The organism is Phytobacter sp. V69, from assembly GCF_965644215.1.
In the GTDB taxonomy this organism is placed as follows: domain Bacteria; phylum Pseudomonadota; class Gammaproteobacteria; order Enterobacterales; family Enterobacteriaceae; genus Phytobacter.
The window spans coordinates 33,411-49,180 of record NZ_CBFFRL010000009.1 but is presented as its reverse complement, the minus strand read 5'-3'; the positions used below and the strand labels follow the sequence as shown (position 1 = coordinate 49,180).

Genomic DNA, 15,770 nt, shown 5'->3' with positions numbered 1-15,770 from the left:
ATAGTCATGATAATAGGGCCTTCTGATTAGAAGGCCCTATTATCAATGATTTTTATCCTCGTGACGACACTATCTAGCATCACCTAAGCTAATGACAGGTTATGTCACCTGCATCACCTTTTTTATCTTTTCTGAAAAAAATAATAGCATCAGTAATTGTGCGGACATGCTGTATAATCGCGGACTTTTATGGCATAAACCGCCTTTTTCGCTGGCCTGTTTCCAGCATCATCAGTACTTTTTGAGGATATCTCCATGCAACTGCCAAACTGCCCGAAATGCAATTCCGAATACGCTTATGAAGATAACGGCATGTTCATCTGCCCGGAGTGCGCCCATGAATGGAACGACAACGACGCTGCTGCCGACAGCGATGAGTTGATTGTCAAAGATGCCAACGGCAATTTACTGGTCGACGGCGACAGCGTTACTGTCATTAAAGATCTGAAAGTAAAAGGAAGTTCTTCCATGCTGAAAATCGGCACGAAAGTGAAGAATATCCGTCTGGTCGAAGGCGATCATAACATCGACTGCAAAATTGACGGATTTGGCCCCATGAAGCTGAAATCCGAGTTCGTTAAAAAGAACTGATTGCCACCTTACGCGCCCGCAAGTCAGTAATCCTCTTCCAGCCGGCGCTCCTCGTCGTCCAACTGACGGCGTTTCTGATCGAGCTGGCGCTGCCGGTCATCTAACTGGCGGCGTCGGTCCTCAAGCTGCCGGTGTCGATCTTCATATTGTCGACTCTGCTCGTCACTGCGGCGACGATCGTCATCGTACTGCCGATCGTCGTCACTATTGTGGCTGGCACTCGGTTTATACGCATCATTGATCGCCTGCTGAATATTGCCGATGGCGTCATCGACAATATCGGCACGAGCAATATGGCTGGTAAGAGAGAGTGCGCTGATAAACAGCAGGGGAGAGTAGCGTTTCATAAAGCCAGTCTCATCAGTGGGCTGGCTTTAGGTTAATCAAGGCGTATGCAGGCGCATAGCGGAGGAATCCCAAACCACAGGGATCCCACCGGGTAGACGCTTACAAACCGTAGCGGTCAATAATTTGACGGTGGCGCTGTTCATCCAATCCGCCTTTAATGGCAACGCTAAGCCAGTGCACCGGATGCGGCCAGTCACGCGTCAGCGTAAGCAGCATCGTGTCCACGTCCTGGGGTGGCATGGATAGCGGCGTAGCCAGACTAAAGTACACACCAGGAAGCGGGGTTTCAGGGGACTCGCGATCGGTAATCTCATAATCCTCTTCACTGCTTACCCACATCAGCCCACCAGATTCGCGCACGCTACTCTCAAACTGACTAAACAGCGCCTCACCGGGATAAACGCCATCCACGAACCACGACGGGGCATACCCACCCTCCTCAATGATTTCCACGCAGTCATAAAGACCGATGAAATATTCACGCTCGGCTTCGTCTTCTGGCGGGGTATTGAGCAGCTCAACATTGAACACCACCACATCTTTTACGTGCTGCTGCGCTTTCGGCCAGCCCGGCTGGAAGACTCTGGCCGTCGCCGGCCCGGTACGCTGGGCCAGGTAGTAAACATAGTCATGCTCTTCCTTAAAACGCAGGCGCACAGCCCCCCAGTTTTCTTCGATAGGGCCTTCCTCGCTGTCGAATTCCATCCCCAGCTTCGCGCCGGCTTCACGCACCAGCGCCCATTCCCCCTGAATGCTCGCCGCCGTGATCAGATCCCACAGCACATTGTTGGTCTCTTGCTCTTGCGCCTCCAGCATCACGATAGCCTGCTGAAGATGAGGAATCGCCCGCTCGCTGGCCCGCAGTTTCATTGCCGCACGACTCGCCAGTAGCCGTGGCGCGATCTTGCTGCTGCCTTCTGGCGTCTCGAGCATCAACTCGCTCAGTTTTTCCAGTGCCGCCCAGTCCTCGTTGGCTGAGGCGACCTGCATTTCGAACCAGTACGCGACATGAGGTAGTGTCGCACGATAGTGCGTGGCAAGGGCTAAAACCTCATCAAGCCGCCGGGTACGCAGCAGCACCCCCATCAATTCGAACAGCAGCGGCGACTCGTTCTGCGGATGGCGCAACCGCCAGGTTTGTAGCAGTGCAATGGCCTCATCAGCGGCATGACAGGCCTCCAGCGCGGATGACGCCAGCCTCACCAGTTGCTCATCATCAGGAAGCTGTGTGGCCGCCAGTTTCAGCCATTCCGCTTCTTGTTCAGGGTCACGGGCATCGCTTTGTGTGCTGCGCTCTTCAAGCCAGTCATACAGTTCATGCGCGGGAACCGGGAGCTGCACCTCCTGTTCAGTGCCAGCAATATCACGTTCAAGCTCGGCCAGCGCGCGATCGGCCCCTGCCGGTTTACGTAAATGCGGTAAACAGGCCTTTGCCTGGCCTAACGCCCGGCGAGCAATCCAGGTCGCATTGCGCGCCAGAGCCAGACGGATATGTACCTTCGCTGTATCCACAGCCGCTCGCCAGGCCTGGTGGGCGATACGCTGGTCAAGAATTTGCTGGAGCGACACGCCCGTCTGCCAGTTGTTGTAGGTCGCATCGTGACGACAAAGCTGATCGACGATCCTCACCCAGCGAACCACACCGCGCGTTTGCAACTGCTTCCAGTGGATAAGACTGTTGCACGCATCATCCAGCCGCCCCATACAGGCATAGGCTTCCGCGCGAATCATCATTCGCGTAAGCCGGGTCTGTTCAGCGCAGCCTTCCAATGCATCAGGTTCGCAGAGGGGTTCAATCACGGTCAGCGCCTCTTCATAGCGCCCCAGATAAATTAACGCTTCGGCTTCGTTTTCCAGCAGGCTCGTCACATCGGTTTCACCCGCTTCACGAACTTTCTGTATCTGTGCCCGGATGTAATTCAGCGCCTGTGGCGCCTCGCCTTTGTCGACCATGGCGCAGAACTGCTCGTCCGATAAACACTGAAAACAGTTCCATAACGGGGTAATTCGCGCCATCGTTTCCTGGCACACGGCAATACGTTCATCCGCCCAGCCAGGACCATCAATATTGCCGTAGCAATCGCTGAGGTCCTGGGTGACACAAACGGATTGAGGGCAATCGATCGCATCCGGCTGATGAGCACGTTCGAAGAACCGCACCGCATCTCCCAGCGCGGTCTCACCTTCACCCATCCCCAGCCGGTGACGCATTTCCCAGTGGCCGATAAACACTTCAAGCCACGGGTTTCCTGCCGTTTTCTTAAATGACCGCGCTTCCGGCAGCAACGCTTCGCTCAAATCAGGTTTAACATCACAGATAGCGTTAATTAATTTGTTCAGATGATCGGTAATATAGGGTTGGCCTGCTGCATGAAGATCACTTTCATATTGGTTGTACCATTGCCATATATCCATTTTATTATTCCCCTTGATTTGCAAGAAACTGGGTCATTATTATCTGGTTCACATTTTCCAGTGCCTGATGAAAATCATTTGCTCCCGAACGTTGTAGTTGAAAGGATAAAATGACCTTCAGGCTTTTCAATAACTGACAGGCGGTATCGTTGTATTTTCCGCTTTGCCAGGATGCAGAAAGCGCCTTGATTGCTGGATTATTAAAATTAATGTAGAGCTGTTTATCTGCCTGCTCGCTGATACGTTGAGTAAACTGTCGTGCCAGCATTAAAGCCGCCGTGCTCATTCGCCGGTCGGCATCATCTTGTTCCAGCCGCTGCTTTAATCGACTTCGCGATTTGGCACCACCACAAAAGGAAGAACCGCTGGCTCAAAAAGCGAAATAACGCACTCTTCATCATCAGCCAATTGTTCACGCCACCACTGCTCTTCTTGCGGGCTAATGTCATGGCTGGAGAATAATGACTGATTGCCGCCCGCTGTACCGATTTCAATTAATCGCGCGCAATAGAGCGTTGCCCAGCGGCGAAGAAATGGAATAACGGCATAGCGATGGCCCAACGCGACGGGCCGCCCGGAAAGGCGAAATAACATCTCTTCGAAAGAACTCTCCTCCCCCGGCATCACCAGTAGCGTATTTTGCTGACGCAGATGGCTGACCGGAACGTCACCTTTTGAAGTAGGGATGAGCAGGTCATCTTTCAGCAGATCAAACAATCTTTCATCGCAAATTGCCGCACCCAGCAAGGCTTCATTATGGCGTAGCAGCACGCGCCGCCAGATAGCCGGCTGGTTTTTAGCCAGCTCACCCAGACCTTTGATTAGCCCTTCGGCTAACGCATGCTGTGTGGCGAAATAGGCATCATCACGCTGTAAATCTTCCCGATTCGCCGTCGGCGTCAGGATGTTGGACTCCACGACGCCACCAACAAAACCGGCCCACAGTGGCAGCAGATCATGCGCCTGATCGTCGAGCAGCATGCCACGTAAAAAGAGCGACAGATTACGGTTATCACTGGTGCCATAGGTCGCGCCATCCTGAATCCAGAGAATGCCGACAACATCGCTTTTACCAGAGGGGGTGATATCGATGGTGCAAATGGGGGTAAAGGTACGTTCAAAGCGACTGGCAAACTCAATGTTCTGCTTCTGGCGAAGCCCTGGATGCAGCACTACCGCCGAGTCACGGTTCTGACGCCAGGGCGGCGCAAGGTGGTTAACCGCCGTCTCCGACTGACCGACAAACAACGGTTCACGCATCAGTACGCAGTAGCGGCCAAGCAGCGTTTCCAATAGCGGGTTATCCGCCAGATAGCTAAATTCATCCTTCAGCTTAAGGGTGACCGTAAAGCCCGGTTCCCTGGGGATGGCCGATTCAATTCGGTACGTTTCCCCGTTATCAGAGCGATAAACCCAGCCTTCCTGCGGCGTTTTCCAGGACGTGGTGTGTACAACAACCTGCTGCGCCAGCACAAAAGAGGATAAAAAACCCAGACCGAACATGCCGATGAGACCCGTCTCATCATCTTCCTGGCGTAATTGCCGGGTATACCCTATTCCGACCGTTGCCAGAAATTCATGAATCTCTTGTTTTGTCAGGCCCGCACCGACGTCATAAATCGTAATTGTTTTATTCTGTGGGTTGCCGGTAACCCGAATTTCCGGGATGAAGGTGGAATCTGTTTCCTCCAGTCTGCGCCGGACTATCGCATCATGGGCATTTTGCACAAGCTCACGTAGCGCGACGATTGGCGTGGAGTAAAGATGTTTACTTAACACCTGCATAAGGCCATGCAGATTTACCGATGTGTCATGTTGCTCAATGGCGACGATCTTATTATCCATAATCTATTCAGATCTCGATTTTTTCAATTGCATTCCAGACGGGTAAGTATAGGTGCATCGCTAAAAATTTCGCGATTCCATATTATTTTTTTCAGATGTGCATAATAAGAGGATAAAATCTGAAAAGTTGTTGATTAATAGAATGTTAATCATTGTGTCCGATGCTGTTCTCATCAGCAAAGAGGGTCCGGCTTATATCAGCAACGTGACAACATCATTAATATTTATCGCAGACCCTAAAAAAATGAACAAGAGATATGAGGTAGTGGCAAGAAGCAAAATGGATTAGAATTCTGCTGTTCGCTCTCTCCGTATTATCGCGGCTGCTGAACCCGATCAATCTGAGAGAGAAAAAACGATGGAAACACCCCGTAGCCGGGACTGGCGCCTCGCCCAAAAGCGACGCAATAAATCCCGTGATGTTCACACCGCGCTTTTGCGTTTTCGTGGCGAAAAAAACTGGAAGATGCTGTATCTGCGTTCTGAAAAAGTCTCGCGGGCTGCACAACTGGGAATGGAGTATCCACGGATAACCCGCCAACAACGGACGAAGCGTGGCCAGGAAGAGTATCTGCTTGCCAATGAATGTCCTTTTCATTTGTAGTCGCAATCAATGGCGTAGCCCCACGGCGGAACAGGTGTTCCGCCGTTATCCCGGGCTTAATGTCCGCTCCGCAGGCACCAGCCGCAATGCCAAAAAAACCGTCTCTGCCGAATGGCTTCAATGGGCGGATGTTATCTGCGTGATGGAACAGAAACATAAAAACCGGTTAATGGCCGACTATCGCCGCATTATCGACAATAAGCCGCTTCACGTTCTCGAAATCCCCGATGACTACCGCTACATGGCACCTGAGCTGATCACACTGCTCGAGGAAATTGTTCCGCTCGTTCTTGGCTTTGCCAGCGATAACCAGCCACCGACTCACTCTTAGCGTTGCTGTTGCTCTATCGCCTGAATCGCCTCAACGCGCGTCAGATGGCGGCCACCTTCAAACTCTGCGACCAGCCAGCTATCAACGATCATTTTCGCCAGTTCCAGGCCAACCACCCGCGAACCAAACGCCAGGATGTTGGTGTTGTTATGCTGACGGGAAAGCTGTGCAGAATAAGGTTCGCTGCAAACAACGGCGCGAATACCGGGGAATTTGTTTGCGGTAATAGAGATACCGACACCCGTCCCACAAATCAGAATGCCACCTTCCACCTCGCCTGCCACCACCGCCTCCGCCACCGCGCTGGCAAAGCGGGGATAATCGGTGCGCTCGCCTGACCACGTACCTTTATCGATAACTTCAACACCTTTAGCCGCCAGGTGCGCCAGAATATCCTCTTTGAGAATGAAACCGACGTGATCGCAGCCGAACGCAATCCTCTTCATGTTTTCCGCCTTATGATTGAGCAAACTTTACGGACCCGGTGACCTTTGTGATTTCTGACCGGTTTACTGCTGAATAAAACCCCAAAATCACCGGGTACAGGGCCTTTTCTACACGGCATTAATTTACAAATCAACCGATGATTGTGTTCAACACATCAAAACAAAAAAATAATTCTGTCGAATGAGTTTATTTATATTATTGATTTTAAATACATTTAAATAAAAACACACATCACAAGAACAACCAACACTTCACGAAATATAAAACTTTATGAATTTAGCTATTGTGTGAAGTTATCGACATATTTATGATGACGCCTGTGGTGATATAGTGTCGTCTTCACTACAAGGACAAGAGAAAACAATGAGTCAGTCAGAGTTTGATCAAGGACTCCCCAACGGCATCGGCCTCGCCCCCTGGCTGCGAATGAAGCAGGAAGGGATGACCGATAACGAGAGCCGCATTGTGGACTGGTTACTTACGCCGGGTAATCTGAGCGACGCGCCAGCCATTAAAGATGTGGCGGAAGCGCTGGCCGTGTCAGAGGCGATGATTGTTAAGGTTTCAAAGCTGCTGGGCTTTAGTGGTTTTCGTAACCTGCGCAGCGCACTCGTGGGCTACTTTTCTCAGTCCGAGCAGGTTTTGCCCGCAGAGCTTGCTTTTGATGAAGCACCACTGGACGTGGTGAACAAAGTTTTCAACATCACATTACGCACCATCATGGAAGGTCAGTCGATTGTGAATGTGGAAGAAATTCATCGCGCGGCGCGCTTTTTCTACCAGGCGAAGCAGCGGGATCTTTACGGTGCGGGCGGTTCGAATGCTATCTGCGCGGATGTACAGCATAAGTTTTTACGTATCGGCGTGCGCTGCCAGGCTCATCAGGACGCGCACATAATGATGATGTCCGCAGCGCTATTGCAGGAAGGCGATGTTGTACTGGTGGTTTCCCACTCAGGGCGGACAAGCGATGTTAAAGCAGCAGTGGAACTGGCAAAAAGAAATGGGGCAAAAATAATTTGCATCACACACAGCTTCAATTCGCCAATCGCCAGGATGGCCGATTTTATTATTTGCTCGCCAGCACCAGAGACCCCTTTATTAGGGAGAAACGCATCTGCAAGAATATTACAACTGACACTACTCGACGCATTCTTTGTATCGGTTGCTCAACAGAATATCGAACAGGCAACCAAAAATATGGAAAAGACCGGTGCAATAGTTGATTTCTTTTCACCGGGTGCATTGAAGTAAAACAATAAGGTTAATCCCATTCTCTGTGTGGGATTAACCACAACGCTTCCCTACAATGAGAATACTGCTATGAATAAATACCTGAAAATATTCAGCGGCGCTGCTATGGGTTTAATGTTGTCTACCAGCGCGTTTGCTGCCGCCGACTATGCCGTCGTATTAAAAACATTGTCTAACCCATTCTGGGTGGATATGAAAAAAGGCATTGAAGACGAAGCGAAAACACTGGGCGTCAGTGTGGATATTTTCGCATCTCCTTCCGAAGGCGATTTTCAGTCCCAGCTCCAGTTATTCGAAGACCTGAGCAATAAGAATTATAAAGGTATCGCATTCGCACCGCTCTCTTCCGTAAACCTGGTGATGCCGGTTGCACGTGCGTGGAAAAAAGGTATTTTCCTGGTTAACCTCGATGAAAAAATCGATATGGATAATCTGAAAAAAGCAGGCGGTAACGTCGAAGGTTTTATTACCACCGATAACGTCGCTGTCGGTGCAAAAGGCGCCAACTTTATCGTTGAGAAACTGGGTGCACAGGGTGGCGAAGTGGCCATTATCGAAGGTAAAGCCGGTAACGCGTCCGGTGAAGCTCGTCGTAACGGCGCGACAGAAGCCTTTAAAAAATCCAGTCAGATCAAACTGGTTGCCAGCCAGCCTGCTGACTGGGACCGTATTAAAGCGCTGGACGTTGCCACCAACGTACTGCAGCGTAACCCGGACCTGAAAGCGTTCTACTGCGCGAATGACACCATGGCGATGGGTGTGGCTCAGGCCGTCGCTAACGCCGGTAAAACGGGCAAAGTGCTGGTAGTCGGCACCGACGGTGTACCGGAAGCTCGTAAGATGGTCGAGGCCGGTCAGATGACCGCAACCGTTGCCCAGAACCCGGCTGATATCGGTGCCACTGGCCTGAAAATGATGGTTGATGCCGCGAAAACCGGCAAAGTTATTGCGCTGGATAAGACCCCGGAATTCAAACTGGTGGATTCGATTCTGGTCACGAAGTAACGATGTTAAGCAGGTAAGTGCGGCCTGATGCCCTCACCCCGGCCCTCTCCCACAGGGAGAGGGTGACCACAAAAGGTAATCTATTATGGTCACGCCATATATTTCGATGGCGGGTATCGGCAAATCCTTTGGTCCGGTTCACGCATTAAAATCCGTTGATTTAACTATTTATACCCATGAAATACATGCGTTATTGGGCGAGAATGGTGCCGGTAAATCAACGTTGATGAAAGTATTATCGGGTATTCATGACCCGACCAAAGGCACCATCACCATTAATAATACTAATTACGACAAACTCGATCATAAACTGGCGGCGCAACTCGGTATCGGCATTATTTATCAGGAACTCAGCGTTATTGATGAATTAACCGTGCTGGAGAATTTGTACATAGGCCGGCATATCACTAAGAAAGTTTGTGGCGTCAATATTATTGACTGGCGAGAAATGCGCGTCCGCGCCGCAATGATGTTATTGCGCGTTGGTCTGAAAGTAGACCTTGATGAAAAAGTGGCGAACTTATCTATCAGCCACAAACAAATGCTCGAAATTGCCAAGACATTAATGCTCGACGCCAAAGTTATTATTATGGACGAGCCAACTTCTTCGCTGACTAATAAAGAGGTTGATTATCTTTTTCTGATAATGAACCAGCTGCGCAAAGAAGGGACGGCCATTGTTTATATCTCTCACAAACTGGCTGAAATTCGCCGTATTTGCGACCGCTATACCGTCATGAAAGACGGCAGCAGCGTCTGTAGCAGCATGGTTAGCGATGTCTCCAACGATGACATCGTCAAACTGATGGTCGGCCGTGAGTTACAAAATCGCTTCAACGCGATGAAAGAGAGCACCGGCAACGTCGAGCGCGACACGGTGTTTGAAGTAAAAAACGTCACCAGCCGCGACAAGAAAAAAGTGTGCGATATCTCGTTCAGCGTCAATCGCGGCGAGATCCTCGGCTTCGCCGGGCTGGTCGGTTCAGGCCGTACTGAGCTGATGAACTGCCTGTTCGGCGTGGATAAACGCAGCAGCGGTGAAATCCGTCTCAACGGCAAGGTTATCTCCCCGCGTTCCCCGCTGGACGCGCTGAAAAAAGGCATGGCCTACATCACCGAAAGCCGCCGCGAGAACGGTTTCTTTGGCAACTTCTCTATCGCCCAGAACATGGCGGTAAGCCAGAGCCTGAAGAAAGGGGGTTACAAAGGCGCAATGGGTTTGTTCAATGAAGCCGAAGAGCGAAACGTTGCGCAGGCGCAGCGTGAGCTGCTGGGGCTGAAATGCCACTCCGTCGATCAGAACATCACCGAGCTTTCCGGTGGGAATCAGCAGAAGGTGCTGATCTCCAAATGGCTGTGCTGCAACCCTGACGTGGTCATTTTCGATGAGCCAACGCGCGGTATCGATGTTGGCGCAAAGGCCGAAATCTACAAAGTGATGCGCCAGCTGGCGGATGACGGAAAAGTCATCCTGATGGTGTCATCCGAACTTCCTGAAATTATCGCCGTCTGCGACCGCATCGCCGTGTTCTGCGAAGGACGACTGACGCAAATCCTGACCAATCGCGACGATATGAGCGAAGAGGAGATTATGGCATGGGCATTACCACAAGAGTGAAAAGCGAAATGAGCGAGAAAAAGCCCTTCAACTTCGCGCTGTTCTGGGATAAATACGGCACCTTTTTTATCCTGGCTATCATCGTGGCGATCTTTGGCACGCTGTCATCCCAGTACTTCCTGACGGCGAATAACATCACGCAGATCTTTGTCCAAAGCTCGGTGACGGTACTGATCGGTATGGGCGAGTTCTTCGCCATCCTTATTGCCGGTATCGACCTGTCCGTCGGTGCAATTCTGGCGCTCTCCGGCATGGTCACCGCCAAGCTAATGCTGGCCGGGGTTGACCCATTCCTGGCAGCCGTGATCGGCGGTGTGGTGGTCGGAGGCCTGCTGGGTGCCATCAACGGTTGCCTGGTGAACTGGACGGGGCTGCATCCGTTCATCATCACGCTTGGTACCAACGCCATCTTCCGTGGTATCACGCTGGTTATCTCTGATGCCAACTCAGTGTACGGCTTCTCGTTTGATTTCGTTAACTTCTTCGCCGCGAGCGTTATCGGCATCCCGGTACCGGTGCTCTTCTCGCTGGCCGTGGCGATCATTCTCTGGTTCCTGACCACCCGTATGCGCCTGGGCCGCAACATCTATGCGCTCGGCGGTAACAAGAACTCCGCGTTTTACTCCGGTATCGATGTGAAATTCCACGTTCTGGTGGTGTTCATTATCTCCGGTATCTGCGCCGGGCTGGCAGGGGTGGTGTCCACCGCACGTCTGGGTGCCGCAGAACCGCTGGCCGGTATGGGTTTTGAAACCTACGCCATCGCCAGCGCCATCATCGGTGGCACCAGCTTCTTCGGGGGCAAGGGGCGCATCTTCTCAGTGGTTATTGGCGGGCTGATTATCGGCACCATCAACAACGGTCTGAATATTTTGCAGGTTCAAACGTATTACCAGTTGGTGGTGATGGGCGGGCTGATTATCGCCGCAGTAGCCCTGGACAGACTGATCAGTAAATAACCTTATCGCTTTAGGTCGCAGGTGTTCTGCCTTGTCGGTTCGCTCCTTACCAGGGAATTCACGAACCGACGGGCTTCCTGCTGCCAAAAATCACTAAAATTCAGGAGCTAGCATGAAAATTTCCCCCTCTTTGATGTGTATGGATCTGCTGAAATTTAAAGAACAGATCGAATTTATCGATACCCACGCAGACTATTTCCACATCGACATCATGGATGGCCATTTCGTCCCTAACCTGACGCTGTCGCCGTTCTTCGTAAGCCAGGTGAAAAAGCTGGCGAGCAAACCGCTCGACTGCCACCTGATGGTGACGCGCCCGCAGGACTACATCAGCCAGTTGGCAAGCGCAGGGGCAGACATCATCACCCTGCACCCGGAAACCATTAACGGCCAGGCCTTCCGCCTGATCGACGAAATTCGTCGTCTGGGCATGAAAGTGGGTCTGATTCTGAACCCGGAAACCACCGTCGAGGCGATGAAGTACTACATCCACAAAGCCGACAAAGTGACCGTGATGACCGTTGACCCGGGCTTTGCCGGCCAGCCGTTCATTCCGGAAATGCTGGATAAAATCGCCGAACTGAAAGCCTGGCGCGAGCGCGAAGGGCTAAGCTTTGAAATTGAGATTGACGGCTCCTGCAACAAAGCGACCTACAAGCGTCTGATGGAAGCCGGTGCGGACGTGTTTATCGTCGGCACCTCCGGCCTGTTCAACCAGGCAGAGCAGATTGGCGACGCCTGGGCCGTTCTGGAAGAGCAAGTTCTGGCCGCGAAAAACGAGGTACTGCCTCATGCACCAACAGCATAACGTGGTCGCAGGCGTGGATATGGGGGCGACCCATATCCGTATCTGCCTGCAAACCGCAGCGGGCGATGTACTGCACTGTGAAAAACGCCGCACTGCCGAAACCATTGAAAGCGGTGTGGTGGCCGGCATCAGCGGCCTGCTCCGCCAGCTTCTGGAGCAGTACAACGCGCAGTGTTATGGTCTGGTGATGGGGTTCCCGGCGCTGGTCGGTAAAGACAAGCGCACCATCATTTCCACGCCGAACCTGCCGCTGACGTCGGATTCACTGATTGGACTGGCAGAGCAGCTCGAAGACGCGCTGGGCTGCCCGCTGGAGTTTTCCCGCGATGTGAACCTGCAACTGTCCTTTGATGTGCAGGAAAACGGGTTGGCTGGCCAGGAAGTGCTGGCAGCCTATCTGGGCACCGGCATGGGCTTCGCTATCTGGTTGAACGGTGCGCCCTGGACCGGTGCGCACGGTGTGGCGGGTGAGCTGGGACATATTCCGCAGGGTGATATGCAGCAGCATTGTGGCTGCGGTAACCCTGGCTGTCTGGAGACCGTCTGTTCCGGCATCGCGCTGCGTCGCTGGTATGAACAGCAGCCGCGTGATTACGAGCTGGGCGACCTCTTTGTTCACGCCAGCCATGAACCCTTCGTGCAGGCATTGCTCGACCATGCCGCGCGCGCTATCGCCACCAGCGTTAACTTGTTCGATCCGGACGCGGTGATTCTGGGCGGCGGGGTGATGGATATGCCGTCATTCCCACGGGACGCGCTTATTACGGCTATTCGCGTACACGTACGTAAGCCATTACCGCATGACGACGTGCGCTTCCTGCCGGCATCGTCCTCCGCGTTTAACGGCGCACAGGGCGCGGCCACGCTTGCCCGCAGCCGCTTTACGCCGCAATCCGTCGCAGCGCCTGCGCCAGCTGCACACGGGTAAAGGGTTTTCGCAGCAGTTCAACGTCCGGTAGCGCAGGGTTGTGCGCCGGACGTAAATCCTGGCCGCTAATCAGCAGCAGTGGTAAATGTGGATAGTGCAGTCGGGCGAAATTAATCACCTCTGCCCCGCTCATTTGCCCCGGCAGCATCAGATCGCTGATGAGCATGCCGATATCTTCCGACGCTGCCAGCAGCGCCAGCGCCTCTTCGCCGCACGCCGCTTCCAGCGTTAAATACCCCAGCTCATGCAGCTGTTCGCAGAGGGTTTGCCGCACATCGGCTTCATCTTCCAACACCAGAATCAGCTTATCGGTATTATCGGCCTCCTGCGCCGGTGTCAGCTCAACCGGGCTTGCCACCTGTACCGACGCGCGCGGGAGCTGTAAGCGCACCGTAGTCCCCTGCCCTGGCGCGCTCTCAATGGCAACCCGCCCGCCGGACTGGCGCACAAAACCGTATACCATCGACAGCCCCAGGCCGCTGCCGCTGCCGGTCTGCTTGGTGGTGAAAAACGGCTCGAAGACGCGGGCCTTCACCTCCTGCGACATGCCAGAACCTCTGTCGATCACCTCCAGCACCACCATATCCTGTTTGCGTCCGTCGCTACGAGTCACGCGCTGGTTCCAACTGCGGATCTTGATGACCCCTTTCTGTCCTTCCATCGCGTCACGGGCGTTCATTACCAGATTGATGATGGCGTTTTCCAGTTGGCCCACGTCAATCCACGCAGGCCAGGCCGGCTGCTGGGCTTCAATCTCCAGCGTCAGCGTGGACGGAAGCGAGTGGCGCATCAGCTCGCTTAAGTTTTCCAGCAGCGGCTGCATGTCGACCGAGTGGGGATGCAGAGATTGTTTACGTGAAAAGGCCAGCAAACGCTGGGTCAGCATCGCCCCACGCTCGGCGGCTTTTAACGCGCGGGAGATGCGCGGCGCATCCGGTGATTGGGGGTTCACCAGCTCCAGGCTGCCGATAATTACTGCCAGTAAGTTATTGAAATCATGCGCCAGCCCGCCCGTAAGCTGGCCGACCGCTTTCATTTTCTGGCTGTGCAGCAGCGCCTCTTCCAGCCCCTTGCGCTCGGTTCGGTCCAGCACCACGTTAACCATCCCGCGCCCCGGCACCGGGCTAAAGCGCAGCTCGATGGTGCGGTTATCCGCCAGCCGCAGCTCCTGCGGTTTTGGCATCGGGCGCGCCAGATTTTCCTGCACATGGTCCTGCAGCTCACTCACCTGGCGCAGCAGGCTCTGGTAGTGCTGCCCCCGCTGTAGCGCGTCGGCAGAAAGACCCAGCAGCAGCGGATACTGCGGGTTCCACACCACCAGGCAACCCAGGCTGTCGAACAGGGCAAAGCCGTCGCGCATGGCATGGAAGGTGGTCTCCAGTTGGGTGCTCTTCTCTTTGAGCAGCTTTGAGGTGTGTTCCAGCGAGGCGGTGTTGCGCGCAAAAACGTTAAAGGCGCGCGCCAGCTCCCCCAGTTCATCGCGCCGTTGCAGCGCCGGAACGGAAACGTCCTGCTCGCCGCGCGCCAGGCGGGTCATCGCGCGGGAAATCGCCGTCAGGTTCGACCCCAGATTGCGGTAGATATACCAGCCAGCAAACCCGGTGATCACCAGCGCCAGCAGGGCAAAGGTGCTGATAAAGATAATGATCGAGCGCATTTCACGGTGGCTTTGCGCGGTTCGCTGCTCTGAGGCCTGCGCTACCTGCGCAACGTACTGATTGATATCGGTATTGAGAATGGCGACCAGCGCTTTGATATGAAACATAAACCAGCTTATCGCCAGATCGCTCTCATCCATCTGCGCCGCCAGTGGCCCGAGCTTCGCCAGCTCATTGTTGAAATCCTGCAAAATACCGTTCACCACCGGGTTGTCGGTGCGGTCCGGCAACTGGGCGCGGATGTCCGTCAGCTGTTGTACCGTCGGGCGCGGCGAGGGGGTGCGAATAGCCGCCGCCAGCAGCCTGTCCATTTCGCCGAGTAAACGGGGGTCTCCGGTGTCGGTGCCGTCACGCTGGTTAATATCCTGCAGATGGCGCAGGTAGCTTTGGTTCTGATACAGCGAGCTCAGCAGCGCGTTGCGCTCCAGGTGGCGGCGCTGACCGCGCTCCAGCATCTGGGTCACGCTCTGTTCCAGCTCGTTACTGCGCCAGGTGATGCGCTCCACCAGCTGTGGTTCCAGCTGTGCCAGCGGCGCGCGGGCCAGCTGTTCGAGGGAGTTTTGCAGCGTCATCTGGGTGTCCTTAAGCCGCTCCGCCTCGCTTTTGTATTCCAGCGCCCCCACCACCTGCGACAGGCGCACCGCCGCCGTGGCGACATTGGCGGTGTCACGCGCAAGATTCATGCTGCCAGTCATGTCATCCAGCGTCTGTTGCTGCACCTGTTCCTGGATTTGGCTGGCATGGCGGAAACCCAGCACCGCCACGCCGCAGACCATCAGGGTCACGGCCATCACCAACAGGTTGAAGAACAGTAACCGCCCGCGCGCGCTGGCGAAAAACGGGTTGTGCCGATAGGGCATAACGGGCTCCGTTGTCAGTTTCTCCCCTCACCCTAACCCTCTCCCGGTGGGAGAGGGTTAGGGTGAGGGCAAAGCGTGCCATTGGTAACGTTAAGAAAT

At 53.8% G+C, this 15,770-nt stretch carries 13 protein-coding genes and 1 pseudogene; 9 read left to right on the top strand and 5 right to left on the bottom strand.

The features are described 5' to 3' along the window. The first annotated feature begins 255 nt into the window (after positions 1-255). Positions 256-591 (top strand): zinc ribbon domain-containing protein YjdM, encoded by a 336-nt coding sequence (locus ACSZPU_RS02600; RefSeq protein ID WP_498995168.1) that lies wholly within the window; start codon positions 256-258, stop codon positions 589-591. A 23-nt stretch (positions 592-614) separates the two neighbouring features. Here ACSZPU_RS02600 and yjdP read toward each other — a convergent pair whose 3' ends face one another. From yjdP to ACSZPU_RS02585, 3 genes and pseudogenes are all read right to left on the bottom strand, one after another. Continuing rightward, positions 615-938 carry a DDRRRQL repeat protein YjdP gene (gene yjdP, locus ACSZPU_RS02595; RefSeq protein WP_498995166.1) on the bottom strand — a complete coding sequence of 108 codons (324 nt, stop codon included), beginning with the start codon at positions 936-938 and terminating at the stop codon, positions 615-617. 100 nt (positions 939-1,038) lie between these two features. Then, positions 1,039-3,354, bottom strand: coding sequence for an ATP-binding protein (locus ACSZPU_RS02590; protein ID WP_498995163.1), 2,316 nt, complete (start codon positions 3,352-3,354; stop codon positions 1,039-1,041). A 4-nt stretch (positions 3,355-3,358) separates the two neighbouring features. Then, a pseudogene (locus ACSZPU_RS02585) lies at positions 3,359-5,199 on the bottom strand (ATP-binding protein). Between the two features lie 358 nt (positions 5,200-5,557). Between ACSZPU_RS02585 and ACSZPU_RS02580 the strand changes: the two are divergent. Together ACSZPU_RS02580 and ACSZPU_RS02575 are read left to right on the top strand one after the other, a co-directional pair. Next, positions 5,558-5,803 carry a hypothetical protein gene (locus tag ACSZPU_RS02580; protein ID WP_498995161.1) on the top strand — a complete coding sequence of 82 codons (246 nt, stop codon included), beginning with the start codon at positions 5,558-5,560 and terminating at the stop codon, positions 5,801-5,803. Then, positions 5,781-6,134 carry a low molecular weight protein tyrosine phosphatase family protein gene (locus ACSZPU_RS02575; RefSeq protein ID WP_498995173.1) on the top strand — a complete coding sequence of 118 codons (354 nt, stop codon included), beginning with the start codon at positions 5,781-5,783 and terminating at the stop codon, positions 6,132-6,134. Before ACSZPU_RS02580 ends, ACSZPU_RS02575 begins: the two co-directional genes overlap by 23 nt. Here ACSZPU_RS02575 and rpiB read toward each other — a convergent pair. Beyond that, the gene (gene rpiB, locus ACSZPU_RS02570; RefSeq protein ID WP_498995158.1) at positions 6,131-6,580 is read right to left on the bottom strand and encodes a bifunctional allose-6-phosphate isomerase/ribose-5-phosphate isomerase RpiB; all 450 of its coding nucleotides are present in this window, start codon (positions 6,578-6,580) and stop codon (positions 6,131-6,133) included. The genes ACSZPU_RS02575 and rpiB overlap by 4 nt on opposite strands. A gap of 364 nt (positions 6,581-6,944) precedes the next feature. Between rpiB and ACSZPU_RS02565 the strand changes: the two genes are divergently transcribed. The 6 genes from ACSZPU_RS02565 to alsK all read left to right on the top strand — a co-directional run bounded on the left by ACSZPU_RS02565 (position 6,945) and on the right by alsK (position 13,153). Beyond that, positions 6,945-7,835 carry a MurR/RpiR family transcriptional regulator gene (locus ACSZPU_RS02565; protein WP_498995157.1) on the top strand — a complete coding sequence of 297 codons (891 nt, stop codon included), beginning with the start codon at positions 6,945-6,947 and terminating at the stop codon, positions 7,833-7,835. A gap of 69 nt (positions 7,836-7,904) precedes the next feature. After that, positions 7,905-8,840 (top strand): D-allose transporter substrate-binding protein, encoded by a 936-nt coding sequence (gene alsB / locus ACSZPU_RS02560; RefSeq protein ID WP_498995155.1) that lies wholly within the window; start codon positions 7,905-7,907, stop codon positions 8,838-8,840. An 85-nt stretch (positions 8,841-8,925) separates the two neighbouring features. Then, positions 8,926-10,458, top strand: coding sequence for a D-allose ABC transporter ATP-binding protein AlsA (gene alsA / locus ACSZPU_RS02555; protein WP_498995152.1), 1,533 nt, complete (start codon positions 8,926-8,928; stop codon positions 10,456-10,458). Further along, on the top strand, positions 10,437-11,417 hold the full coding sequence (gene alsC, locus ACSZPU_RS02550; RefSeq protein ID WP_498995151.1) for a D-allose ABC transporter permease: 981 nt from the start codon (positions 10,437-10,439) through the stop codon (positions 11,415-11,417). Before alsA ends, alsC begins: the two co-directional genes overlap by 22 nt. A gap of 112 nt (positions 11,418-11,529) precedes the next feature. Further along, entirely contained in the window at positions 11,530-12,225 is a 696-nt protein-coding gene (gene alsE / locus ACSZPU_RS02545) for a D-allulose 6-phosphate 3-epimerase (protein WP_498995149.1), read from the top strand. Further along, positions 12,209-13,153: an allose kinase gene (gene alsK, locus ACSZPU_RS02540; protein ID WP_498995146.1), complete on the top strand. Its 945-nt coding sequence runs from the start codon at positions 12,209-12,211 to the stop codon at positions 13,151-13,153. Before alsE ends, alsK begins: the two co-directional genes overlap by 17 nt. Here alsK and ACSZPU_RS02535 read toward each other — a convergent pair. After that, positions 13,107-15,671, bottom strand: coding sequence for an ATP-binding protein (locus ACSZPU_RS02535; protein ID WP_498995144.1), 2,565 nt, complete (start codon positions 15,669-15,671; stop codon positions 13,107-13,109). The two genes, alsK and ACSZPU_RS02535, sit on opposite strands and share 47 nt — an antisense overlap. Positions 15,672-15,770 lie beyond the last annotated feature (99 nt).

Bases quoted from the DNA above. Each gene is read 5' to 3' on its own strand.
- ACSZPU_RS02600 (WP_498995168.1), top strand. From the start codon at position 256: ATGCAACTGCCAAACTGCCCGAAATGCAATTCCGAATACGCTTATGAA.
- yjdP (WP_498995166.1), bottom strand. From the start codon at position 938: ATGAAACGCTACTCTCCCCTGCTGTTTATCAGCGCACTCTCTCTTACC.
- ACSZPU_RS02590 (WP_498995163.1), bottom strand. From the start codon at position 3,354: ATGGATATATGGCAATGGTACAACCAATATGAAAGTGATCTTCATGCA.
- ACSZPU_RS02580 (WP_498995161.1), top strand. From the start codon at position 5,558: ATGGAAACACCCCGTAGCCGGGACTGGCGCCTCGCCCAAAAGCGACGC.
- ACSZPU_RS02575 (WP_498995173.1), top strand. From the start codon at position 5,781: ATGAATGTCCTTTTCATTTGTAGTCGCAATCAATGGCGTAGCCCCACG.
- rpiB (WP_498995158.1), bottom strand. From the start codon at position 6,580: ATGAAGAGGATTGCGTTCGGCTGCGATCACGTCGGTTTCATTCTCAAA.
- ACSZPU_RS02565 (WP_498995157.1), top strand. From the start codon at position 6,945: ATGAGTCAGTCAGAGTTTGATCAAGGACTCCCCAACGGCATCGGCCTC.
- alsB (WP_498995155.1), top strand. From the start codon at position 7,905: ATGAATAAATACCTGAAAATATTCAGCGGCGCTGCTATGGGTTTAATG.
- alsA (WP_498995152.1), top strand. From the start codon at position 8,926: ATGGTCACGCCATATATTTCGATGGCGGGTATCGGCAAATCCTTTGGT.
- alsC (WP_498995151.1), top strand. From the start codon at position 10,437: ATGGGCATTACCACAAGAGTGAAAAGCGAAATGAGCGAGAAAAAGCCC.
- alsE (WP_498995149.1), top strand. From the start codon at position 11,530: ATGAAAATTTCCCCCTCTTTGATGTGTATGGATCTGCTGAAATTTAAA.
- alsK (WP_498995146.1), top strand. From the start codon at position 12,209: ATGCACCAACAGCATAACGTGGTCGCAGGCGTGGATATGGGGGCGACC.
- ACSZPU_RS02535 (WP_498995144.1), bottom strand. From the start codon at position 15,671: ATGCCCTATCGGCACAACCCGTTTTTCGCCAGCGCGCGCGGGCGGTTA.